Raw genomic sequence first — 23,602 nt, 5'->3', positions numbered from 1 at the left:
CCATGCACCTGCTCAGGACCCAACCCGGTGGTTTCGTCGCGGACGACAATATTGCCGACCTTGGCCAAACCCCTGCTGAACTGGTGATCCTGTGCAGCGGCGACTCCAGCCTGGCGCTGCTCGCCGAAGCAGCCCAGCAGTTGCCCGAGGATTACCCGAGTCTGCGCCTGGCCAATCCGATGCAGGTGCAAAACCATGCCTCCGTCGACCTGTACGTCGATGAGGTGTTGCGGCACGCCAAGGTGATTCTGATTTCCTTGCATGGCGGCATTGGTTACTGGCGCTACGGCATAGAGCGCCTGGTGGAACTGGCCGAGCGCGGCGTCACGCTGATTTTGGTGCCGGGGGATGACCGCCCCGACCCGGAGCTCAGCTGCCTGAGCACCGTTGATGCCGAACAGCGCGAGCGCCTGTGGCATTTCCTGCGCCAGGGTGGCCTGGGTAACGCGCTGGATTTTTATCATTGCCTGGCCAGCGCCCATCTGGGTCGCGACTATATATGGGCCGAGCCGCAAACCTTGCCGCGTACGGCGATCTATCACCCTGGTAAAGCCAATGCCCGCCTCAATGACTGGCAGGTGGATTGGCGCGCTGACCTCCCCGTGGCCGCCGTGCTGTTCTATCGCTCCCACTTGCAGGCGGCCAATACCGGCTTTATTGATGTGTTCTGCCAGCGCTTGCAGGCTGCGGGCCTCAACCCGTTGCCCATCGCGGTGGCCAGCTTGAAAGAGCCCGGCTGCCTCACGGCGGTCGAGGACCTGCTGGACGACGTGCAAGCCGCGGTAATCCTCAACACCACCGGCTTTGCCCAGTCCAGCCCCGAAGCCCCGCACCTGCGCCCGTTTCGTCGCAATATCCCGGTGATCCAGGCGATCTGCGCCCAGGACAACCAGCCCGGCTGGCAGGCCAGCGAACAGGGGCTCGGCCCCCGCGACCTGGCGATGCATATTGCCTTGCCGGAGCTGGATGGGCGCATCATCAGTCGGCCGATCAGCTTCAAGGACCTGGCCTGGCGCAGCGAGCGCAGCCAGTCGGACGTGGTGTGCTATCGCGCAGTCCCTGAACGCATGGACTTTGTCGCTGAATTGGCGCGGCGCTGGGTCGACTTGGCCCGGGTGCCGAATGCCGATAAGCGCATTGCTCTGATCCTCGCCAACTACCCGACCCGAGATGGGCGTATTGGTAATGGCGTGGGCCTGGACACCCCGGCGGCGGCGTTGAATATCCTGCGTGCCTTGCAATCTGAAGGCTACCCGGTGGCAGAGGTGCTTCCCGAGAGCGGCACCGCATTGATCCATGCGCTGCTCGGTGGAGTCACCAACGACCTGGACAGCCTCGACCTGCGCCCGTGCCACCAAAGCCTGGGCCTGGGGGATTACCAGGCGATGTTCGATCGCTTGCCGGCGTCCAATCGTCAGGCTGTGCTGGAACGTTGGGGCGCCGCGCAAGACGATCCCATGTTTCGCGACGGCCGCATGATGATCGCCGGCTTGCGCCTGGGCTTGACCTTCGTCGGCATCCAGCCGGCACGGGGTTACCAGGTGGACGCCAGTGCCGTGTACCACGACCCGGACCTCGTGCCGCCCCATGGCTACCTGGCGTTCTATTTCTGGTTGCGCCACACCTACGGCGCCCATGGCGTGATCCATGTGGGCAAGCACGGCAACCTGGAATGGCTGCCGGGCAAAGGCGTAGGCCTGTCGGAAAACTGCTGGCCGGATGCATTGCTCGGGCCGCTGCCGAATATCTATCCGTTTATTGTCAACGACCCAGGCGAGGGCGCCCAGGCCAAGCGGCGTACCCAAGCGGTGATCATCGACCACCTGATGCCACCGCTGACCCGCGCCGAAACCTACGGCCCGTTGCGTAACCTGGAGCTGTTGGCCGACGAGTACTACGAGGCGCAATTGCTCGACCCGCGCCGCGCCCTTGAGCTGCAAAAAGACATTCTCAAGCTGGTGCGCGAAACCCGCATCGACCAGGAGCTGGAGCTGGACAGCGAGGCTGACGCCGACATCTGGCTGCCGCGCCTGGACACCTACCTGTGTGACTTGAAGGAATCGCAGATCCGCGACGGTCTGCATGTTTTTGGCGAATCACCCGAGGGCCGCTTGCGCATCGGCACCTTGCTGGCCTTGCTGCGCATTCCCCGTGGCGATGGCCGTGGCCCGCAATCGAGCCTGCTGCGGGTACTGGCCAAGGCATTCGACCTGGGCTTTGATCCGCTCGATTGCGCCTTGGCCGAGCCCTGGACGGGACGGCGTCCGCCAGTGTTGCAGAAAATCGACGGGCAGTTATGGCGCACCGCCGGCGATACCCGCGAACGTCTGGAGCTGTACGCAGCGCGGCTGATCGAGCAGGCGCTGGAAGGTCCCCTCGAGCAGTTGGAAGAGCCCGGCTGGCAGGACGTGAAGTCGGTGATAGAAAGCCTGCGCATCGTGGTCGCGCCACGCCTGGACGCCTGTGGCCCAGCGGAAATGCGCGGCTTGCTGGATGCCCTGGGCGGGCGGTTTGTACCGGCAGGGCCCAGCGGTGCGCCCAGTCGCGGTCGCCTGGATGTACTGCCGACGGGGCGTAACTTCTTCACCGTGGATGTGCGCAACCTGCCGACCACCACGGCCTGGCGCATCGGTTTCCAGTCGGCCAACCTGATGCTTGAGCGACATCTGCAAGATCACGGCGACCACCTGCGCCAGCTTGGCTTGTCGGTGTGGGGCACCGCCACCATGCGTACGGGGGGCGACGATATCGCCCAGGCCATGGCGCTGATGGGCGTGCGCCCGGTATGGGCTACCGGCAGCCAGCGGGTGGACGATTTTGAAATACTGCCGATCAGCCTGCTGGACCGCCCGCGTGTCGACGTGACCCTGCGTGTGTCCGGGTTCTTCCGCGATGCCTTCGCCAACCTGATTCGCCTGTTCGATGCGGCGGTGCAGGCGGTAGCGGCCCTCGATGAACCGGATGACATGAACCCGCTGGCCGCCAAGGTGCGCAGCGAGCGCCAGGCGTTGCAGGCGTCGGGCCTGGACTTAGAGGTCGCGGCGAAGCAGGCCGGCTGGCGCATCTTCGGCGCCAAGCCCGGTGCCTATGGCGCAGGTGTGCAGGGCGCCATTGACGGGCGCCTGTGGCAGAGCCGTGAAGACTTGGCTGAGATCTACCTGAACTGGGGCGGTTATGCCTACGGTGGGTCCGACGAGGGCACCGCCGCCCGCGAGCAATTTGCCCAGCGCTTGAGCCAGGTGCAGGCGGTATTGCAGAACCAGGACAATCGCGAGCATGACCTGCTCGACTCCAATGACTACTACCAATTCCAGGGCGGCATGCTTGCCGCCGTGGAAACCCTGAGCGGTGACAAGGCCGCCAGCTATCATGGTGACCATAGCCAGCCGGACCTGCCCAGAATCCGTACCTTGAAGGAAGAGCTGAACCGGGTTATCCGCGCCCGCGCCGCCAACCCCAAGTGGATCGAAGGCGTCAAGCGCCATGGCTATAAGGGCGCGTTCGAAATGGCCGCGACCGTGGACAACCTGTTCGCTTTCGACGCCACCACCGCGCTGATCGACGATCATCAATACGCGCTGCTGGCCGATGCCTACCTGCTCGACCCTGACACCCGCGCCTTTGTGCAGCAACATAACCCCGACGCCCTGCGGGACATGACCGAGCGTATGCTCGAAGCCCAGCAGCGGGGCATGTGGCAGGAGCCGGGGGCGTATCGCGAGGCGTTGGAAAACCTGTTGCTGGATATAGAAGAAGACAGCCGATGACTGAGACTCCCCATTTCCCGCTGTCCGCCGTGGTCGGCGCCGACGAGCTGAAACTGGCGCTGTGCCTGACTGCCATCGACCCGAGGATCGGCGGCGTGCTGATCGAAGGGCCGCGGGGCATGGCCAAGTCGACCCTGGCCCGTGGCCTGGCGGACCTGCTGGCCAGCGGGCAGTTCGTCACCTTGCCTTTGGGCGCGACCGAGGAGCGGCTGGTCGGCACCTTGGACCTGGATGCAGCACTGGGCGAAGGCCGTGCGCAGTTTTCCCCCGGCGTGTTGGCCAAGGCGGATGGCGGTGTGCTGTATGTGGATGAGGTCAACCTGTTGGCAGACCACTTGGTGGACCTGCTGCTGGACGTGGCCGCCAGCGGCACCAACCTGATCGAACGTGACGGCATTTCCCATCGCCATTCGGCGCGCTTTGTGCTGATCGGCACCATGAACCCGGAGGAGGGTGAGTTGCGCCCGCAACTGCTCGACCGCTTCGGCTTCAATGTGGCGCTGAGCGGGCAGACCTTGCCTGCCGAGCGCGGGCAGATCATCCGTCGTCGCCTGGATTTCGACACCGATCCAGCGGCGTTCTGCGCGCAGTGGGCTGAACCTCAGGCCGCCTTGCGCGAGCGCTGCACCCAGGCGCGGGCACGGCTCGACAGCATCCCGTTGGATGATCAGGCATTGGCCCGGATCACCGAACGCTGCTTTGCTGAAGGCGTCGATGGCCTGCGCGCTGACCTGGTCTGGCTGCGTGGCGCCCGTGCCCATGCGGCGTGGCGTGGCGCGTCAGCCATCGCCGAGGAAGATATCGATGCAGTGGCCGAGTTTGCCTTGCGCCATCGCCGTCAGCCGCAAACGCCACCGGCCGCGCCGCCGAATGAAGGGCAATCGTCGAAGCCGTCTGAGACCTCCCCTGGCCAGGGCCAATGGGGCGATATGCCCGCACCGGCCTTGCCCACCGGCGCACGCCGCGATGTGCCGGCCTGGCCAAAAAAGCCCTAGGCATCCGCCCCCGACCTGACGCGGGGGCGGATGCCCGGCCCCAGGCGGGCAGACTGGACAACGGCAGGCAGGGCAAGGCGCGCAGCGCACAGCAGGGCACGATCAATTGGCCGGGCACTTTGCTCGACGGCCGGCCGCAATCCCGGGACGATTTGCTGTTTCACCTGCGTAGTCGTTCAGCGCCTGAATTGTGGTTGGTGATCGTCGATGCCTCGGCGTCGACTCGGCGCCATCGCGCGTTGAGCGATGCCAAGGGTTTGTTGGCCCAGCTGTTTGACGATGCTTACCGGCAACGGGCGCGCATGGCCTTGCTGACGGCAAGCGGCGCATCGCCGAAGTGGCAGGTGCAAGGCCTGAAGGCTGCCAAAGGACTGGCGGGTTGGCTGGAACAACTCGGTGCCGGCGGCGGCACGCCATTGCTGGCGGCACTGGCCGAGGCCGGGGAGTGGCTCGCGGCGCGGCGCAAGCGCTATCCGGTGGAGCAACAGAAGTTGCTGGTGATGACCGATGGGCGGCTCAAGGCAATTGACGCATTGCCGCGATTGGAGTGCCCGGGATTGCTGATCGATATTGAGCGTGGGCCGATCAGGTTGGGGAGGGCTCAAGAGCTGGCGATGGGGTTGCAGTTGGAGTATCGGCATATCGATGATGTGTAGTGCCTTGGCCATCGCCATCGGGAGCAAGCCCCCTCCCACAGGGGAATGCGGTGTGCTCAAAATGTGGGAGGGGGCTTGCCCCCGATGAGGCCTTCAAATACCCCACAGCTTCATCAGCCCGCCCCCGGCACATTCGGCCAAAGATCCGCCACCATAAACAACCGTTCCGCTTCCTCCCACTCCTCACCGCTCTGCACCATCCGCACCAGCAACTGCGCCGGGGCCATCGGGTCCAGGTCCGCCAGCCAGCCTTGCATCTGTTCTTCACTCCACACCTCACCCGCCGGGTAATGCGCCGGTGCCAGCCAGGCATGGCGGGGTAAGGGCTGCCAGCGGCCGGGCGGGGTGGTGCTGACAAAGTCCCGCCAGTCGCGTTGATGCAGCCAGCGCCCGCGCAAATGCTGCGGGTGAGCGCCAAGGGGGGATTGCGCCGCGCCGGGCCAGGGGTAGAGCAGATAACCGCCCAACCACAAATGCGCATCGAACTGTTGGATATCCAGCGCCGCCAAGGCTTCGCGGCTCTCGGCACGTGCCGAGATCGGCAACTGGTGCTGGGCCAGGTGTGCCAACTTGCGGTCGAGCCGGTCATGGCAGCCAGGGCCAAGCCATTGCGCGGTGTCTTCGCCATCGCCGTCCTGGGGGCCCAGGTAGAGCTTGATCGCCAGTTCCAGGTGGTGCACGCCATCGCGGTCGCGCAGCAGCATGTCCAGCTCGCCCAGAGTATGCCCGGCGCGGCGGATCGGCAGGTTGGCGGCCAGCAATTCCACGCCCGGCGCATGTTGCACCGCGAACTGCCACAGGCGTTCGTAGTAGAGGCCCAGGCGCCGCGTGCGTGACAGGCTCAGCCATTGCTGCAAGGCACTGCTGTCACGGTCCAGGTCACGCAGCCAGGCTTCGAGCAAGTGGGGCGCCTGCACCCAGTCACTGCCGGCCAACGGATGGCGCTGCGGCCATGGTGTCTGCGCGAGCATCGGCGGGGCGAGTATCACCCACGCCAGGTCGCGCACCTCGGGGTGGCGCAATTGACGGGGCAGGGCGTGCAAGTCAGGGAACACTGTCATGGTCCGAGCATAGCCTTTTCAGACGTGCGCAAGGTGCCTGAGAACCATTGTCATCAAGGCTCTGCGGCGACAAAGGATTTTGCCTGAGACGGCCTTTCGCCCATAATCGTTCTTTTTGGTCGCACCCCACACCCCGCAGGAGCCCCATGGAGCAATTTCGCAATATCGGCATTATCGGTCGCCTGGGCAGTACCCAGGTGTTGGACACCGTCCGCCGACTGAAGAAGTTTCTGCTCGAGCGCCACCTGCATGTGATCCTCGAAGACACCATCGCTGAAATCCTCCCAGGCCACGGCCTGCAAACCTCGTCGCGCAAGATGCTCGGCGAAGTCTGCGACATGGTCATTGTGGTCGGCGGCGATGGCAGCCTGCTCGGCGCCGCTCGTGCGCTGGCGCGGCATAACGTGCCGGTGCTGGGGATCAACCGCGGCAGCCTGGGGTTTCTGACCGATATCCGCCCCGATGAGTTGGAAGTCGAAGTGGCCAAGGTGCTCGACGGCCATTACCTGGTGGAGAACCGCTTCCTGCTGCAAGCCGAAGTGCGCCGCCACGGCGAGGCCATTGGCCAGGGCGATGCCCTCAACGATGTAGTGCTGCACCCGGGCAAGTCCACGCGGATGATCGAGTTCGAGTTGTACATCGACGGCCAGTTCGTGTGCAGCCAGAAGGCCGACGGCCTGATCGTCGCCACCCCCACCGGCTCGACCGCCTACGCGCTGTCGGCAGGCGGTCCGATCATGCATCCCAAGCTCGATGCCATTGTGATCGTGCCGATGTACCCCCATATGTTGTCCAGCAGACCGATTGTGGTCGATGGCAACAGTGAGTTGAAAATCGTGGTGTCCAAAGACATGCAGATTTACCCGCAAGTCTCCTGCGACGGGCAAAATCATTTCACCTGCGCCCCCGGTGACACCATCACCGTGAGCAAGAAGGCACAGAAGTTGCGCTTGATCCACCCGCTGGATCACAACTACTACGAAGTGTGCCGTACCAAGCTGGGCTGGGGCAGCCGCTTGGGGGGTGGAGGCGACTGATGCTCGATCCCGCGCGTAGTTATGACCTGATTGGTGACGTGCACGGTTGCGCTCATACCCTTGAGCACTTGCTCGGCCAATTGGGTTACCACAAGCAGGGCGGCACCTGGCGCCACCCGTCACGCATGGCGGTGTTCCTCGGCGATATCATCGACCGTGGCCCGCGCATCCGCGAGGCGCTGCATATCGTTCACGATATGACCGAGGCCGGCCAGGCGCTGTGCATCATGGGCAATCATGAGTTCAACGCGCTGGGCTGGACCACGCCGGCTCCACCTGGCAGCGGCAAGCAGTTCGTGCGCGAGCACAACCCACGGCATGCGCGTTTGATCCAAGAGACCCTGACCCAATTCGAACACCACCCGGCCGACTGGCACGACTTCCTCGGCTGGTTCTACGACATGCCGCTGTTTGTCGATGCCGGGCGTTTCCGCGTGGTGCACGCGTGCTGGGACGAGGGCTTTATCCAGCCGCTGCGCGCGACCTTCCCGGATGGCTGTATCGACCAGCACTTCCTGCAGGCCGCCGCCGTGCCGGGCAGTTTTGCCTGCAACGCCTTCGACCGGCTGCTGCGCGGCACCGATATGCGCTTGCCCGACGGCTTGACCCTGACCGGTGGCGATGGCCTGACGCGCTCGTTCTTTCGCACCAAGTTCTGGGAAGACGACCCCAAGACCTACGGCGACATCGTGTTTCAGCCCGATGCACTGCCTGAGCCGGTGGCGCGCACGCCGTTGTCTTCCAAGCAAAAGAATTCGTTGCTGCGCTACGGCGTCGATGAACCGCTGTTGTTCGTCGGCCACTACTGGCGCAGCGGCAAACCGGCGCCGATCCGCCCGAACCTGGCCTGCCTGGACTACAGCGCGGTGTTGTACGGCAAGCTGGTAGCGTATCGACTGGACCAGGAAACCCAGCTGGATCCACGTAAATTCGTATGGGTCGACGTTGAGCGACCAGAGGCCATTCCATGAGTACCGTAGCTGTATTGCGCTTGCCCCTGAGCGTCGACCTGGGTGGTTTCGTCAAGTTGCTGCAACGCATGCAAGTGCCCCATCGCGTCAGTGAAGAGGCGGGCGAGCAAGTGTTGTGGGTGCCCGAAACCATCAGCGATGACGTGCGCGTGTTGTATCAGCGCTTCCCCGCCGGCGACCCGGACCAGCAGTTGGATATTCCCGAACAGGCACCGGTTGCTCGGCCAGGCTTTGTCCAGCAAGTACGCCATAGCCCGGTCACCGCGCTGGTGCTGCTGGCCAGCCTTATCGTCGGTGCAGTGACTCTGCTCGGCGAAAACCTGCAAGCCATGGCCTGGCTGACCTTCCTGCCGTTCCGGGTGCTGGGCGAGTACATCCAGTTCACGCCGCTTGCCGACACGCTGGCTTCGGGGCAGTGGTGGCGCCTGGTCACGCCGATGCTGATTCACTTCGGCATCCTGCACCTGGCCATGAACGGCATGTGGTACTGGGAGCTGGGCCGGCGCATTGAAGCACGCCAGGGCAGTATCAACCTGCTGGGCCTGACCCTGTTGTTCAGCCTGGTCTCCAACTACGCTCAATATGCCTATGGCGGCCCCGGCCTGTTTGGCGGTTTGTCCGGCGTGCTGTATGGCCTGCTCGGGCATTGCTGGATCTTTCAATTATTGTCACCCAACCCCGCCTATCGCCTGCCCCGTGGAGTGCTGGTGATGATGCTGGTGTGGCTGCTGCTCTGCCTGTCGGGGCTGGTCTCGATGATCGGCTTCGGCGAAATCGCCAACGCGGCCCATGTGGGCGGCTTGGTCATCGGTTGCCTGACGGGTTTGCTCGGTGGTTTGTACAACCGTCGCAAAGCGTCTATTTGATAAGGAAGAGCCTTATGTCCTCTTTTGCTGCAATGATCGAAAACATCACCCCGGACATCTACGAGAGCCTCAAGCTCGCCGTGGAAATCGGCAAATGGTCTGACGGCCGCAAGCTCACCGCCGAGCAGCGCGAGTTGTCTTTGCAGGCAGTGATCGCCTGGGAAATCCAGAACCTGCCCGAAGAGCAGCGCACCGGCTACATGGGCCCGCAGGAATGCGCCTCCAAGTCGGCGCCGGTGCCGAACATCCTGTTCAAGTCGGATGCGATCCATTGATTGAAATTGGTCGCGGTGCAGTCAGCAAAATGTCGGCGCAACTCGGTGAGCCGACTGTTCAATACGCTTTTCGCCTGGGCGATGTCGAGGTGCCGGTCAACCCTCTGATCGGCACCCATGTGCGCCTCGAATACCTGGGTGCCATTCATTGCAGCCATTGCGGGCGCAAGACCAAGACCAGCTTCAGCCAGGGCTATTGCTACCCGTGCATGACCAAGCTGGCCCAGTGCGACCTGTGCATCATGAGCCCCGAGCGCTGCCATTACGACGCCGGCACCTGCCGTGATCCCGGCTGGGGCGAAACGTTCTGCATGACCGACCACGTGGTGTACCTGGCCAATTCGTCGGGGATCAAGGTCGGCATCACCCGCGCCACCCAATTGCCCACCCGCTGGCTCGACCAGGGCGCCAGCCAGGCGCTGCCGATCATGCGTGTCGCCACGCGCCAGCAGTCCGGCTTCGTCGAAGACCTGTTCCGCAGCCAGGTGGCCGACAAGACCAACTGGCGCGCCTTGCTTAAGGGCGACGCGGCAGCAGTGGACCTCAAGCAGGTGCGCGATGAGCTGTTTGCTTCCTGTGCCGAAGGCTTGCTGGGTTTGCAGGAACGCTTTGGCCTGCAAGCCATCCAAACCATTGCCGACATCGAGCCGATTGAAATCCGCTACCCGGTCGAGCAGTATCCGACCAAGATCGTCAGCTTCAACCTGGACAAGAACCCGATTGCCGAAGGCACGCTGCTGGGGATCAAGGGCCAATACCTGATCTTCGACACCGGCGTTATCAATATTCGTAAATACACGGCCTACCAGCTCGCCGTGCATCAGTAGAAGGATCCCAAGCATGCGCACCGAACAACCGAAGATGATCTACCTTAAGGACTATCAGGCGCCGGACTACCTGATTGACGAGACGCACCTGACCTTCGAGTTGTTCGAGGACCACAGCCTGGTCCACGCGCAATTGGTGATGCGCCGCAACCCCGAGCGCGGTGCCGGCCTGCCGCCGCTGGTGCTCGATGGCCAGCAACTGGAGCTATTGAGTGTGAACCTGGCTGACCAGGAACTGACGGACGCTGACTACCAGCTGACCGACAGCCACCTGACCGTGCAGCCCAAGAGTGCAACCTTCACCCTCGACACCACCGTCAAGATCCACCCGGAAACCAACACTGCCCTCGAAGGGCTGTACAAATCCGGCAGCATGTTCTGCACCCAGTGCGAAGCCGAAGGCTTTCGCAAGATCACTTACTACCTCGACCGTCCGGACGTGATGAGCGTCTTCACTACCACAGTGATCGCCGAACAGCACAGCTACCCGGTGTTGCTGTCCAACGGCAACCCGATTGCCAGCGGCCCCGGTGAAGAAGGCCGGCATTGGGCGACCTGGGAAGACCCGTTCAAGAAGCCGGCCTACCTGTTCGCGCTGGTGGCCGGTGATTTGTGGTGCGTGGAAGACAGCTTCACCACCATGACCAACCGTGAAGTGGCGCTGCGCATCTACGTCGAACCGGAAAACATCGACAAGTGCCAGCACGCCATGACCAGCCTGAAAAAATCCATGCGCTGGGACGAAGAAACCTACGGCCGCGAGTACGACCTCGACATCTTCATGATCGTGGCGGTCAACGACTTCAACATGGGTGCCATGGAGAACAAGGGCCTCAATATCTTCAACTCCAGCGCCGTGCTGGCTCGCGCCGAAACCGCCACCGACGCCGCCCACCAGCGGGTCGAGGCCATCGTCGCCCACGAGTACTTCCATAACTGGTCGGGCAATCGCGTGACCTGCCGCGACTGGTTCCAGCTGTCGCTCAAGGAAGGCTTCACCGTGTTCCGTGACTCGGGCTTCTCCGCCGACATGAACTCGGCCACGGTCAAGCGCATCCAGGATGTGGCCTACCTGCGTACCCACCAGTTCGCCGAAGACGCCGGGCCCATGGCCCACGCGGTGCGCCCGGACAGCTTTATCGAGATCTCCAACTTCTACACCCTGACCGTGTACGAAAAGGGCTCGGAAGTAGTCGGCATGCTCCATACCTTGCTCGGCGCCGACGGTTTCCGCAAAGGCAGCGACCTTTACTTCGAGCGCCATGACGGCCAGGCCGTGACCTGCGATGACTTCATCAAGGCCATGGAAGACGCCAATGGCGCCGACCTCAGCCAGTTCAAACGCTGGTACAGCCAGGCCGGTACGCCACGTCTGGCGGTCAGCGAGTCGTATGACGCTGCGGCCAGGACCTACAGCCTGACTTTCCGCCAGAGCTGCCCGGCCACCCCGGACAAGGTCGAGAAACTGCCGTTCGTGATTCCGGTGGCGCTCGGGTTGCTGGACGGGCAGGGCGCGGGTATTGCCTTGCGACTGGCCGGTGAGGCGACGGCTGGCGGCACTTCCCGAGTGATCTCGGTGACTGAAGCCGAGCAGACGTTCACCTTCGTCGACATAGCCGAAAAACCCTTGCCTTCGCTGCTGCGTGGCTTCTCGGCGCCGGTGAAACTGAGCTTCCCTTACGACCGTGACCAACTGATGTTCCTGATGCAGCACGACAGTGACGGCTTCAACCGTTGGGATGCCGGCCAGCAACTGTCGGTGCAGGTGCTGCAGGAACTGATCGGCCAACATCAGGCGGGTCAGCCGCTGAAGCTGGATCAGCGCCTTATCGACGCGCTGCGCACTGTCTTGAGCGATGAAAGCCTGGACCAGGCCATGGTCGCGGAAATGCTCTCGCTGCCGAGCGAAGCCTACCTGGCAGAAATCAGCGACGTGGCGGATGTGGATGCCATTCACGCCGCCCGTGAGTATGCCCGCAAGCAATTGGCCGACAACCTGTTCGAAGGATTGTGGCTGCGTTACCAGGCCAACCGCGACCTGTCCAAGCAGACGCCGTACGTGGCGGAGGCCGAGCACTTTGCCCGTCGCGCCCTGCAAAACATCGCGTTGTCGTACCTGATGCTCAGCGGCAAGCCGCAAGTACTCGCGGCCACCCTGGATCAGTTCGATACTGCCGACAACATGACCGAGCGCCTGACCGCCCTGGCGGTACTGGTGAACTCACCTTTCGAGGCGGAAAAAGCCCAGGCCCTGGCGGTGTTTGCCGAGAACTTCAAGGACAACCCGTTGGTGATGGACCAGTGGTTCAGCGTCCAGGCCGGCAGCACCTTGCCGGGCGGGCTGGCACGGGTCAAGGCACTGATGGAGCACCCGGCATTCACCATCAAGAACCCGAACAAGGTGCGTGCGCTGATCGGTGCATTTGCCGGGCAGAACCTGATCAACTTCCATGCGGCGGACGGCTCGGGTTATCGCTTCCTGGCGGACCTGGTTATCCAGCTCAACACCCTGAACCCGCAGATCGCTTCGCGCCAACTGGCGCCGCTGACGCGCTGGCGCAAATACGACAACGCACGGCAGGCGCTGATGAAAGCGGAGTTGGAGCGCATTCTCGCGTCCGGTGAGCTGTCCAGCGATGTGTTCGAGGTGGTCAGCAAGAGCCTGGCGTAAGTTGGGGGTAGGGTGACTGCAGGCGGCTATTGAGCGGGGGCTTCCATCCAAATGTGGGGCTTGGTCTTGCAGCCGACCGCTATCTAACCAGCGCCCTGATCCAATGTGGGAGGGGGCTTGCCCCCGATGGCGGCCTGACAGCCGACCAGCATGTTGGATTAGGCCGAGTGCATATCCATTGCTGCGGTAACGGCCACTTAAGGTTCCGCTTTTACAGCGGGTCACTTTGGAAAAGAGCCCCAAAGTAACCAAATGTATGGTCAGCCCACCTTTTGCTATCCAGTCACGATGAACGGTAAATCAGGCTTGCGCTAATGTATCCGGGCTCCTTGTGAGCGCGTGTACACGCTCGGCCCTGCAGGAACCCGCTCCAACGCGGCATAGCCGGCGGGAAAGATAACGCCAAACTCCAGTAAGAATCCGTGCACCTGGTTGATCACTCCAGTGCGTCGACTCACCAGTGATTTACGCAGTTTATGCACGGTCGACAGCACCTGCTGGTCAACTGATTTCACCTGTACAGATCGCGTTCTGGGACGTGATGCGGCTTCGCAAATAGCCTCGGCATCAATGAAGTCGTTCTTGTTGCCGGTGACGTAAGCTTTCACATGCTGCGGCGCAATCAGTTGGACCTGATGACCGAGCTTGGTGATTTCTCTGGCAAGAAACTGTGATCCGCCACAGGATTCCATGGCAACTTTGCAGGGGGGCATTTGTGCAAGTAATGGCAGCAACTGTCGGCGATTGAGCTTCTTGCGCAGCACTTGATGGCCTTGTGCGTCTTGGCCGTGCAAGTGGAAGCTGTTCTTGCCAATGTCGATGCCTAGAAGCGTTACGCTGTTCATGAGAAAGCCTCCTCAGGAAAAGTGAGAACCTCAGTAGTGTGGACCTGAGGTTCTCGCCGGGCTGACCATCTCATTAGGGCTCTTGCCCCACCACTCGGCACCTCGCTTAGGCTCGGTGTGCCCGTAATCCGACAGGGATTTGGGGGGGGGGGCGCCGCCACGCGCCATCCATGGCGCGGGGCGGCTAAACCGGCATTCCTGCCGGTTTGCCCCCCAAATCCCTGTCGAATTCCGGCCAGCGTGGTTTAACGGGGCGCCTGAGATCAAAAGCAGATCAAGAGCGGCTCGCTGCGCATCGTGGTTACCGTCGGCTGCTACGAAGTTGTGTAGATATCTATGCTCAGCGGGGGCAAGCCCTTTCCCACATTCATGGCATTTCTGACGGAGTTAGAGGTTTTGAAAGCGGTCGGCTCGAAGGTCGCTATCGAGCCCGTACTACTGACATTTGCTGACAGGAGCCTCTGCTAAGCTGCTGCACCTCTAGCCCCAGTTCTGGTGACATCAACGTGTCGCGCACCACTCGTCTATTAACGTTGCTCCAGGCCCTGCGGGGCAGAAAACGCCCGGTCACCGCCGCCATTCTCGCGGCGCAACTGGAAGTCTCGGAACGCACGCTGTACCGCGATATCGCTGAATTGACCGCCTTGGGCGCGCCGATTTTTGGCGAGGCCGGGGTCGGTTATGTATTGCGCAGCGGCCTGTTTCTGCCGCCCCTGATGCTCAACGCCGAAGAAACCGAAGCGGTCGTGCTGGGCTTGCGTTATGTAGACCAGCGCGGCGATGACGTATTGAGTCGCGCCGCCGCCAACGCCCTGGCGAAGATCGCCGATGTGTTGGACCCTGCGGCTCAAGAGGCGTTGCGTAACCCGACGCTGCTCCCTGGACCTCCCGGCTTCGGTTACCCGGAAAACCGCGTCCCGCTCAACGTGTTCCGCGATGCTATTGGCCATCAGGCCAAGCTGCATATCAACTACGCCGACGCCAGCCAGACCCAGAGCCAACGCCTGATCTGGCCGCTGGCCCTGGGCTTTCTCAATGAAGCGCGGGTGATCGTGGCGTGGTGCGAGTTGCGCGGTGCCTATCGCACCTTTCGCACCGATCGCGTGGCCAGCGCCGATGCCCAGGGTGAGCGTTACCCCGGAAGGCGCAGCGACCTGTTGCGAGGCTGGCGCAAGCTGATGGAGCAGCAAGAGTCCGCGCCGTTTACTCCTGACAAAAACTGACACATCCGTGGCTTAGCATGGCATCACAAATCATTCAGGCAAGGAGTTGTGCCATGTCTTTTCCCGAGTTGGCCCCGGCCATCGTGGCTTATATTGCAGCAACCAATACCGGCGACATTACCGCGATCGACCAGTGTTTCGCCGACGACGCCAATGTATTCGATGAAGGCGAACATCAGGTGGGCACGGCCGCCATTGCACGCTGGATGGAAGACACCGGCCGCCGCTACCAGCCACGGGTCGAGGTGCTCAGCGTGCAGCAACGCACCGGCAAAGTGCTGGTCAGCAATATTGTCTCCGGTAATTTCCCCGGCAGTCCGCTGGAGCTGCGCTACACCTTTCGGCTGAACGAACAGGGCAAGATTTCACGGCTGGATATCTGCGCGTAAGTCATACTGGCGGGCATGACTTTCGACTCGCCACTCGCCGCCTACCAACATGCCATCGCCCAGCAAGGTTTCGTTCCCGACGACGCCCAGCGCCGGGCGGTGCAAGCCCTGCAGACCTGCCATGGGGCTCTGCACCAAGGCCGCTCGCCGGTGACCGGGGTTTACCTATGGGGGCCGGTAGGCCGCGGCAAGACCTGGCTGATGGACCATTTCTACCAAAGCCTGCGTATTCCCGCACGACGCCAGCATTTTCATCACTTCATGGGGTGGGTGCACCAACGTTTGTTCCAGCTCACGGGCACCCAGGATCCGTTGCGGGCGTTGGCTCGGGAGTTGAGTCGGGAGGTGCGGGTGCTGTGCTTCGATGAGCTGTTTGTGAATGACATTGGTGACGCGATCATCCTCGGTCGCCTGTTCCAGGTGATGTTCGAGCAGGGCGTGGTGATGGTGTGCACCTCTAACCAGCCGCCCGATCAGCTATACGCCGATGGCTTCAATCGCGAGCGTTTCCTGCCGGGCATCGTTGCACTCCAGCGGCACATGCAGGTGGTGGCAGTGGATGGCGGCGAGGACCATCGCTTGCATCCCGGTGCTGGCATGCAGCGATACTGGGTGAACCAACCCGCTGCGCTGGCTGCGGTGTTCAAGCAATTAAGCCTGGGGCAGCGTGTGATCAGCGGGGCAGTGAGTGTAGGTCACCGTTCTATCGTGGCGGTACAGGCCAGTGACAGGGTGCTCTGGTGTCGTTATGCCGAGCTGTGCGAGCAACCCCTGGCTGCCATGGACTTCATGCTGCTGTGTGATCGCTACCAAGCCATCCTGTTGGGTGACGTCCCCAACCTCAGCGCACAAAGGCGTGCGGGGCGGATTGCTCGTGGCACCGAGGACGGTGTCGAACGTGTGGTGGCGGGGGATCGCGAATTGCCGCAGCTGTCGGTACACGATGACAGCGTGCGACGCTTTATCGCGTTGGTGGACGAATGCTACGACCGCAAGGTGCCGCTCTTTATCGACGCCGGGGTGCCGTTGGATAGCCTTTACACCGAAGGCTACCTGGAGTTTCCTTTCCGTCGCACCCTGAGCCGTTTGCAGGCGATGCAGTTGCAACGCTTCGCCGTCTAGGAAAAATCGCCGTTTCAGGGATGTTTGCAGGTTTTGACGCGTTCAACCTTCGCGATTTCTGTCGGGCATTTGTAGTTAATCTCCTTCATCTGTTGCCGACTCCGCGCTTACAATCGCAGCTCTCAAAGGGAAACGAATCCCTGGTTGTCGTTATCGAGGAAGGAAATGGACACCCCAGACATCCTGGTGCTGCAAGCCAGCTACACCAACGCCGTGCATGCCGATGCCATTGGCCTGTTGCTCAATCATTATGCTGAAGATTCGATGGGCGGCGGCCACACCTTGCCGGCCGATCTCTTGCAGCAGCTGCCTGCCGAGTTGGCCAAGCGCCCACACGCGTTCAGCGTCCTGGCGTTTATCGGTGGCGAACCGGCGGGGTTGGTCAATTGTTTTGAAGGTTTCTCAACCTTTGCCTGCCGCCCGCTGGTCAACGTCCACGACGTGGTGGTGATGGATAGGTTTCGTGGCTTGGGGTTGAGTCAGAAAATGCTGCAGAAGGTCGAGGAAATCGCTCGGCAGCGCGGCTGCTGCAAGATCACCCTGGAAGTGCTCGAAGGTAATGAACTGGCACAGTCGGCGTACCGAAAGTTTGGTTTCGATGATTCAGTTTTTGATCCGAATCATGGGCGCATGTTGTTCTGGAGCAAGTCGCTTTAATAAATACCTTGCAAAAAAAGGCGCCATTAAATGGCGCCCAATACACTTTGCCAACGGAGCAGGATGGCGCAGGGTGTTGCAGATTAAATAAACATTAAATCAACTGTTCGGTTGTTCCTCGTTGACGGTGTCGACCTTCAAGGTCTTGCCGTCGGCGGAAGCCATTCGCTGTTCAGCTGCGCCATGAGTTTGTTGCTGAATGAAGCTGAAGTTCTGGTAGAACTCCTTCGAACGCTCTGAACCGCCTTCTGCGAAGGCGGCGGCGGAAGTCAGTGTCATCAGGCTGGCAAGCATCAAGGTCGAGAGTTTCATCGCGGTATTCCCATTAAGAGTGATAGGTGTCTGGCCGTTCCTTGATCAGAATCATGGAGCGACTATGGCCGTATCTTATTAAGTGGGAGTTAACGCAAAGTGCCTGCGAAGTTAACAGTTTTGTTAACTTCGCAGGCACTGAACAGGACAGGGTTCAAAGACGCCTGGGGATGAAGGACGTCAGGCCTGGACGAGAATGATTGTATCGTTCTGTCGCCGAGCCAGGTTTACTTCAACACCACTTCACTGCCATCGGCCTTCTTCGGCTTGATCAGGCTGAAGTCGATCAACGCCTTTTGCTTGGTTTCGTAAGGGTTGCCGATCAACAATGGACGCGGTTTGAAGCTGTCGCTGACCAGGCTCTTGCTATGGTCCAGCTCGTCAAAACTCAAGCCGGCCATGTCGGCCCAGGTGTGAATCAGCTGCGAGCTGCTGTAAGGCCGCTGCAGGTCGCCGGCGAAGCTCCAGTCGTGGCTTTCGCGCCATTTGGGCGAGGCGTAGGCCATGAACGGAATGGTGTACATCGGTGCGGTCGGCTTGCCTTCGTTGCGGCCCAAGGTGTCGTGGCCGGCAGAATCGAACACGTCTTCGCCGTGGTCCGAGAGGTACAGCAGGAAACCATTGGGGTCGGTCTTGGCGTAGTCCTTGATCAGGCTGGAGACCACGAAGTCGTTGTACAGCACGGCGTTGTCGTAGCTGTTGTACGTCGGCAACTGTGCATCGCTGACACCTGCGGGCACGCCCTGGCGGTCGGTGAACTTGTCAAAGGTCTGCGGGTAGCGGTACTGGTAGCTCATGTGGGTGCCCAACAGGTGCACCACGATGAACTTGCGCTCGGCGGTATCGGCAAGGGCCTTGGAGAACGGCGCCAGCACATCGCCGTCGTACTGACGGGCGTTCTGGTTGCGGTTGTTATTCAAGTACACCTGCTCGTCAGCCTGTTCGGAAAAGGTCGTGAGCATGGTGTTGCGTTTGGTCATGGTCTGCTGGTTGGTGATCCAGAAAGTCTTGTAGCCGGCCTGCTTCATTACGCTGACAATCGACGGCGTCTTGAGGTACAGGTCCGGGTTTTCTTCGTCGGCAAAGGTCAGCACCTGTTGCAGCGCTTCAATAGTGTAGGGGCGCGGGGTGATGACGTTATCGAACACGGCCAGTTGGTCGCGCAGCTTGTCCAGTTCCGGCGTGGTATTGCGCGGGTAACCGTAAAGGCTCATGCGTTGGCGGTTGGTGGACTCGCCGATCACCAGCACCAGGGTGGACGGCTGGCCGGCCATGCTGTCCTTGAGGTCCTTCAATGGCGGGATCTGGCTGGCACTGGTCAGCATGCCTTGCATATTGTCCAGCTGCTCGGTGTAGCGACGGTAGGCGACGATCATCTGCCAAGGCACGGCCGGTTCGATACGGGTTTCGAAACGGTCGATGGCCAATTCCATGGTTTCGCTGGTAGCGATCTGCTTGACCAGCGGGTAGCCCACAACCGCCAGGACGATGGCCACCGCTGCCACGATCGACTGGCCGCGCGGCAGGTAAACAGGGCGCAGGCGTGTCCAGAGGAAAACGGCAAAGGCGGTGTGGGCAATAAATGCCAGCACGATCCACCAGGCAAAATATTGGGTCGCGTATTCGCCGGCTTCAGAGATGTTCGATTCGAACATGATGAAGATGACGCTTTGGGAAAATTCCTGCTGGTAAATGAAGAAATAACCCAGGCTCGCCATGGAGCAGGCCCACAGCACCACGCCGATCAGCGCGGCAAGCAGGCGCGTACGACGCGGGAACAACAACATCGGCGCCAGCCATAGCGCACTCATGAAGAAGGCTTGGCGGAAACCACTGAAGCCGGAGGTGCCGGTCAGTTGGATTAGCAGTTGGGTAATACCCGAGAAATACCAGAAAAACAGAAACAACCAGCCAAGGCCGGCCCAATCAAAGCCTTTCGCAGTCGTCGTGCTGCGTTTGAACATCGCCATCCAGCGCCCCATCAGAGAATGATTGTCGCGCACAGGCGCGCGACATCGGGCCGCCCAGGAAGTGAGCGGCATCGCGGAACGGGAGTATCGGGAGTGGAATGTGAAAACTTTGTGAGTTTTCTGTAGGTATTACCTTACAGCGCGCTCAGGCACCTACTCAGCAGAGTAAGGGCTTGGCATCAGACGCTTGCTCCAGCTGGGCTTGAAGGTGCAGGCGCAGGCGCAGGACTTCCTGCTGCAACTGATCACGCTCGTCTTTCAACTGACGCAATTCATCGCGACGGATGCTGACGTAGAGGGTCTGTGGCGGGCGGGTCATCTGTGCTGTGCTCATTGCTTACCTCGCAAATAGCCGGTAGATCGCGGTGCCGGAACAGGTTTCCGGCAACAGTCGGGAGCAAGTTTGAATTCTTTTGCGAGACAAGGGAACTTTTTTATTTTTTACGGTCGTGTGACTTTTTCGAGGGTGATGGTGAAACGATGGCAATTTTTTTGCCATGAAACTACACGGATCCGCTCTGGACTAACCCTCAATAGCCTCATTGCGCTATAAACTATGTCACACATTTTTTAGCAGTTAGGAGCATCAGCACATGCAACTGGGGATTATCGGACTAGGCCGCATGGGCGGTAACATTGCGCGGCGCCTGATGCTCAATGGGCATACCACCGTTGTATACGACCGTAACGAAGCCTTTGTCAAAGGCTTGAGCGAGGAGGGCGCTACCGGTGTCGCCGACTTGAAAGCCCTGGTGGCCGGCCTGCAAAAGCCCCGTGCTGTGTGGGTAATGTTGCCGGCGGGCGCGCCCACTGAAGACACCATCAACGCGCTTAGCGAGTTGCTCGAAAACGGTGATGTGATCATCGACGGCGGCAACACCAACTACAAGGACGACGTGCGTCGCGGCAAGGCCCTGGCGGAAAAGGGCCTGCACTATGTCGATGTCGGCACCTCGGGCGGCGTCTGGGGCCTGGAGCGCGGCTACTGCATGATGATCGGTGGCGACGTCGAGACCGTGCAGCGCCTGGACCCGATCTTCAAGAGCCTGGCGCCGGGCATGGGCAACATCCCGCGCACCAAGGACCGTTCGCCGTCTGCCGACCCGCGTGCCGAGCACGGTTATATCCATGCCGGCCCAGCGGGCTCCGGTCACTTCGTCAAGATGATCCATAACGGCATCGAGTACGGAATGATGCAGGCGTTTGCCGAAGGTTTTGACATCCTCAAGACCAAGAACTCGGAAAACCTGCCGGAAGACCAGCGTTTCGACCTCAACGTTGCCGATATCGCCGAAGTCTGGCGCCGTGGCAGCGTGGTGTCGTCCTGGTTGCTGGACCTGACCGCCGACGCCCTGGCCACCGATCCGAAGCTCGATGGCTACTCAGGTTCCGTGGCCGATAGCGGTGAAGGTCGCTGGACCATCGAAGCGGCCATGGAACAAGCGGTGCCGGTACCGGTTCTGTCGACGTCGCTGTTTGCGCGTTTCCGTTCCCGCCAGCAGAGCACCTACGGTGACAAAATGCTGTCTGCCATGCGCTTCGGCTTTGGTGGCCATGTGGAGACTTCAAAAAAATGACCGCCAACGGCAAGAAACCCAAGGCCGAACCCGCACCCCCCACCACCCTGTTTCTGTTTGGCGCCCATGGCGACCTGGTCAAGCGCCTGCTCATGCCGGCGCTGTATAACCTGAGCCGTGACGGGCTGCTGGGCGATGGCCTGCGCATTGTCGGCGTTGATCACAACGCCATCAGCGATGCCGACTTCGCCAAGAAGCTTGAGGACTTCATTCGCACCGAGGCCGCCAGCAAGGTGCGCGGCAATGCCGAAAATGCCCTCGACCCGGCAATGTGGGCAAAATTGGCCAAGGGCATCAGCTACGTCGAGGGCGACTTTCTCGACGACAGCACCTACGCGGATATCGCGCAGAAGATCGCCGACAGCGGCACCGCCAACGCGGTGTTCTACCTGGCTACCGCTCCGCGCTTCTTCAGTGAAGTGGTGCAGCGCCTGGGCAGCGCCGGCTTGCTGAACGAAACGGATGAGGGCTTTCGCCGCGTGGTCATCGAAAAGCCGTTCGGCTCCGACCTGGCCACCGCCGAGGCGCTCAATGCGTGCCTGCTCAAGGTAATGAGCGAGAAGCAGATCTACCGCATCGACCATTACCTGGGCAAGGAAACGGTGCAGAACATCTTGATCAGCCGTTTCTCCAACGTGCTGTTCGAAGCGTTCTGGAACAACCACTACATCGACCACGTGCAAATCACCGCCGCCGAAACGGTCGGTGTGGAAACCCGGGGCAATTTCTTCGAGAAAACCGGCACCCTGCGCGACATGGTGCCTAACCACCTGTTCCAGTTGCTGGCGATGGTCGCCATGGAACCGCCGGCCGCCTTTGGCGCCGATGCGGTGCGTGGCGAGAAGGCCAAGGTGGTCGGTGCGATCCGCCCCTGGTCTTTGGAGGATGCCCGAGCCAACTCGGTTCGCGGCCAGTACACCGCCGGCGAAATCGCCGGCAAGGCGCTGCCAGGCTATCGCGAGGAAGCCAACGTTGCGCCTGACAGCAGCACCGAGACCTTCGTCGCCCTCAAGGTGATGATCGACAACTGGCGCTGGGTTGGCGTGCCGTTCTACCTGCGTACCGGCAAACGCATGAGCATTCGTGATACCGAGATCGTCATCTGCTTCAAGCACGCGCCCTATGCGCAGTTCCGCGACACCGAAGTCGATGAGCTCAAGCCCACCTACCTGAAGATCCAGATCCAGCCGAACGAAGGCATGTGGTTCGACCTGCTGGCCAAGAAGCCTGGGCCGACCCTGGAGATGGCCAATATCGAGCTGGGTTTTGACTACAAGGACTTCTTCGAGATGCAACCGTCGACAGGCTACGAAACCCTGATCTACGACTGCATGACCGGCGACCAGACCTTGTTCCAGCGTGCCGACAATATCGAGAACGGTTGGCGCGCTGTGCAGCCGTTCCTCGATGCCTGGAAGGAAGATGACGGTATCCAGGCGTACAAGGCCGGTGAAGACGGCCCTGCGGCGGCCGATGTGTTGCTGGCCCGTGACGGCCGCGCCTGGCATAGCCTCGGATGAGTGACGCGGCGATCCAACCCATTCGATTTGTTCTCAGCGATGTGGACGGGACCTTATTGCATCCCGACCACAGCCTCAGTCAGCGTACTGCCGACGCGATTCGTGCGATGCGTGAAAACGGGGTGCTTTTCAGCCTGGCCAGCGGGCGGCCGCCCAAGGCCATGCTGCATCTGATGGAGACCTTTGGCATCGACGTGCCGGTCGCCGGCTTCAACGGCGGCACGTTGGTCAACCCGGATGGCAGCATCCTGGTTGCTCATCATCTGCCGGCAGAGGCGGCGCTGGTCACCCTGGCGCTGTTTTCGGCCGAGCCGGACGTGGAGGTCTGGGTGTTTGCCGACGGCGACTGGCTGCGCCGTGACCCGCCAGGGCCGATGGTACAGCGCGAAGCCGATGGCTTGGGCTATGGACCAGTGGTGGTGGAAAGTTTTGAGCCCTACCTGGATCGCGTCGACAAGATTGTCGCCGCCAGTAACAACACTCAGTTGCTGGTGGAGCTGGAGGCGCAATTACAGCCGAAGGTGCAAGGGTTGGCCCAGGTGTCACGTTCGCAACCGGTGTACCTGGACGTGACGGCGATGCTGGCCAACAAGGGCGAAGCCTTGAAGACCCTGGCCGCGCACCTTGGGGTGCCGCTTGAGCAGACCGCAGCCATCGGCGACGGCGGCAACGATCCGGCGATGTTTCATGTGGCCGGCTTATCGATTGCCATGGGCCAGGCCGAAGAAACCGTCAAACGCCAGGCCAATGTGGTGACCGGCAGCAATATCGACGACGGCGCTGCCGAGGCGTTCGAGCGGTTTATTCTCGCGGCACGTTAAACCTGAAGTCTCGCTGCACAACTTCCAGCCTGTGTTTCCC

General features: G+C 61.4%; 20 protein-coding genes and 1 pseudogene. 16 read left to right on the top strand and 5 right to left on the bottom strand.

Annotated features, from left to right (window positions below; translation table 11 throughout):
• Positions 1-2: 2 nt before the first annotated feature.
• Genes cobN through NMB39_RS16260 form a run of 3 tightly spaced genes read left to right on the top strand, consistent with a single transcriptional unit; the run spans position 3 to position 5,418 of the window.
• Complete coding sequence (gene cobN / locus NMB39_RS16270; RefSeq protein ID WP_494340436.1) at positions 3-3,767, top strand: cobaltochelatase subunit CobN; 3,765 nt, start codon at positions 3-5, stop codon at positions 3,765-3,767.
• A complete protein-coding gene (locus tag NMB39_RS16265) occupies positions 3,764-4,762 on the top strand; it encodes a magnesium chelatase ATPase subunit I (protein WP_494340437.1) in 999 nt (332 codons plus the stop codon). Before cobN ends, NMB39_RS16265 begins: the two co-directional genes overlap by 4 nt.
• A 53-nt stretch (positions 4,763-4,815) precedes the next feature.
• The gene (locus tag NMB39_RS16260; protein WP_494340587.1) at positions 4,816-5,418 is read left to right on the top strand and encodes a vWA domain-containing protein; all 603 of its coding nucleotides are present in this window, start codon (positions 4,816-4,818) and stop codon (positions 5,416-5,418) included.
• A gap of 113 nt (positions 5,419-5,531) precedes the next feature.
• Here the strand turns inward: NMB39_RS16260 and NMB39_RS16255 are convergent, their stop codons facing one another.
• Positions 5,532-6,479, bottom strand: coding sequence for a DUF1853 family protein (locus NMB39_RS16255; RefSeq protein WP_494340438.1), 948 nt, complete (start codon positions 6,477-6,479; stop codon positions 5,532-5,534).
• Between the two features lie 146 nt (positions 6,480-6,625).
• Here NMB39_RS16255 and NMB39_RS16250 point away from each other — a divergent pair, with 146 nt between their 5' ends.
• The 6 genes from NMB39_RS16250 to pepN are packed head-to-tail and all read left to right on the top strand — an operon-like array spanning position 6,626 to position 13,126.
• Entirely contained in the window at positions 6,626-7,516 is an 891-nt protein-coding gene (locus NMB39_RS16250) for an NAD(+) kinase (protein ID WP_003217892.1), read from the top strand.
• The gene (locus NMB39_RS16245; protein ID WP_494340588.1) at positions 7,513-8,487 is read left to right on the top strand and encodes a metallophosphoesterase; all 975 of its coding nucleotides are present in this window, start codon (positions 7,513-7,515) and stop codon (positions 8,485-8,487) included. The genes NMB39_RS16250 and NMB39_RS16245 overlap by 4 nt, the downstream gene beginning before the upstream one ends.
• Entirely contained in the window at positions 8,484-9,353 is an 870-nt protein-coding gene (locus NMB39_RS16240) for a rhomboid family intramembrane serine protease (RefSeq protein WP_057011131.1), read from the top strand. Before NMB39_RS16245 ends, NMB39_RS16240 begins: the two co-directional genes overlap by 4 nt.
• Positions 9,354-9,367: 14 nt before the next feature.
• Positions 9,368-9,628, top strand: a complete 261-nt coding sequence (locus NMB39_RS16235) for a YeaC family protein (protein WP_043051201.1) — start codon at positions 9,368-9,370, stop codon at positions 9,626-9,628.
• The gene (locus NMB39_RS16230) at positions 9,625-10,455 is read left to right on the top strand and encodes a DUF2797 domain-containing protein (protein WP_057022508.1); all 831 of its coding nucleotides are present in this window, start codon (positions 9,625-9,627) and stop codon (positions 10,453-10,455) included. Before NMB39_RS16235 ends, NMB39_RS16230 begins: the two co-directional genes overlap by 4 nt.
• A 13-nt stretch (positions 10,456-10,468) precedes the next feature.
• Positions 10,469-13,126, top strand: coding sequence for an aminopeptidase N (pepN, locus tag NMB39_RS16225; RefSeq protein ID WP_494340439.1), 2,658 nt, complete (start codon positions 10,469-10,471; stop codon positions 13,124-13,126).
• 359 nt (positions 13,127-13,485) lie between these two features.
• On the opposite strand, the pseudogene NMB39_RS16220 reads toward pepN, so the two are convergent.
• Positions 13,486-13,971 (bottom strand): annotated as a pseudogene (locus NMB39_RS16220) (IS110 family RNA-guided transposase); the annotation flags it as partial.
• Between the two features lie 506 nt (positions 13,972-14,477).
• Between NMB39_RS16220 and NMB39_RS16215 the strand changes: the two are divergent.
• The 4 genes from NMB39_RS16215 (at position 14,478) to NMB39_RS16200 (ending at position 17,362) form a co-directional block, all read left to right on the top strand.
• On the top strand, positions 14,478-15,194 hold the full coding sequence (locus tag NMB39_RS16215; protein ID WP_057022506.1) for a helix-turn-helix transcriptional regulator: 717 nt from the start codon (positions 14,478-14,480) through the stop codon (positions 15,192-15,194).
• Positions 15,195-15,247: 53 nt separating this feature from the next.
• A complete protein-coding gene (locus NMB39_RS16210) occupies positions 15,248-15,583 on the top strand; it encodes a nuclear transport factor 2 family protein (RefSeq protein WP_057022505.1) in 336 nt (111 codons plus the stop codon).
• Between the two features lie 15 nt (positions 15,584-15,598).
• Positions 15,599-16,705 carry a cell division protein ZapE gene (gene zapE / locus NMB39_RS16205; protein ID WP_057022504.1) on the top strand — a complete coding sequence of 369 codons (1,107 nt, stop codon included), beginning with the start codon at positions 15,599-15,601 and terminating at the stop codon, positions 16,703-16,705.
• A gap of 165 nt (positions 16,706-16,870) precedes the next feature.
• The gene (locus NMB39_RS16200; RefSeq protein ID WP_057022503.1) at positions 16,871-17,362 is read left to right on the top strand and encodes a GNAT family N-acetyltransferase; all 492 of its coding nucleotides are present in this window, start codon (positions 16,871-16,873) and stop codon (positions 17,360-17,362) included.
• 99 nt (positions 17,363-17,461) lie between these two features.
• Here the strand turns inward: NMB39_RS16200 and NMB39_RS16195 are convergent, their stop codons facing one another.
• The 3 genes from NMB39_RS16195 to NMB39_RS16185 form a co-directional block, all read right to left on the bottom strand.
• Positions 17,462-17,674: a hypothetical protein gene (locus tag NMB39_RS16195; RefSeq protein ID WP_057011126.1), complete on the bottom strand. Its 213-nt coding sequence runs from the start codon at positions 17,672-17,674 to the stop codon at positions 17,462-17,464.
• A gap of 227 nt (positions 17,675-17,901) precedes the next feature.
• On the bottom strand, positions 17,902-19,644 hold the full coding sequence (locus NMB39_RS16190; RefSeq protein ID WP_494340440.1) for a phosphoethanolamine transferase CptA: 1,743 nt from the start codon (positions 19,642-19,644) through the stop codon (positions 17,902-17,904).
• Between the two features lie 157 nt (positions 19,645-19,801).
• Positions 19,802-19,963, bottom strand: coding sequence for a DUF6026 family protein (locus NMB39_RS16185; RefSeq protein ID WP_231984824.1), 162 nt, complete (start codon positions 19,961-19,963; stop codon positions 19,802-19,804).
• A gap of 274 nt (positions 19,964-20,237) precedes the next feature.
• Here NMB39_RS16185 and gnd point away from each other — a divergent pair, with 274 nt between their 5' ends.
• From gnd to NMB39_RS16170, 3 genes are read left to right on the top strand one after another with little or no spacing between them, the layout of a single operon-like run.
• On the top strand, positions 20,238-21,221 hold the full coding sequence (gnd, locus tag NMB39_RS16180; protein WP_046072353.1) for a phosphogluconate dehydrogenase (NAD(+)-dependent, decarboxylating): 984 nt from the start codon (positions 20,238-20,240) through the stop codon (positions 21,219-21,221).
• Positions 21,218-22,741, top strand: coding sequence for a glucose-6-phosphate dehydrogenase (zwf, locus tag NMB39_RS16175; RefSeq protein ID WP_057022501.1), 1,524 nt, complete (start codon positions 21,218-21,220; stop codon positions 22,739-22,741). The genes gnd and zwf overlap by 4 nt, the downstream gene beginning before the upstream one ends.
• Positions 22,738-23,562 (top strand): HAD family hydrolase, encoded by an 825-nt coding sequence (locus NMB39_RS16170; RefSeq protein ID WP_198720245.1) that lies wholly within the window; start codon positions 22,738-22,740, stop codon positions 23,560-23,562. Before zwf ends, NMB39_RS16170 begins: the two co-directional genes overlap by 4 nt.
• Positions 23,563-23,602 lie beyond the last annotated feature (40 nt).

This window comes from Pseudomonas sp. FBCC-B545, from assembly GCF_059134095.1.
Note: the sequence above shows the minus strand (reverse complement) of the source record. Positions and strands in the feature narration are given on the sequence as shown.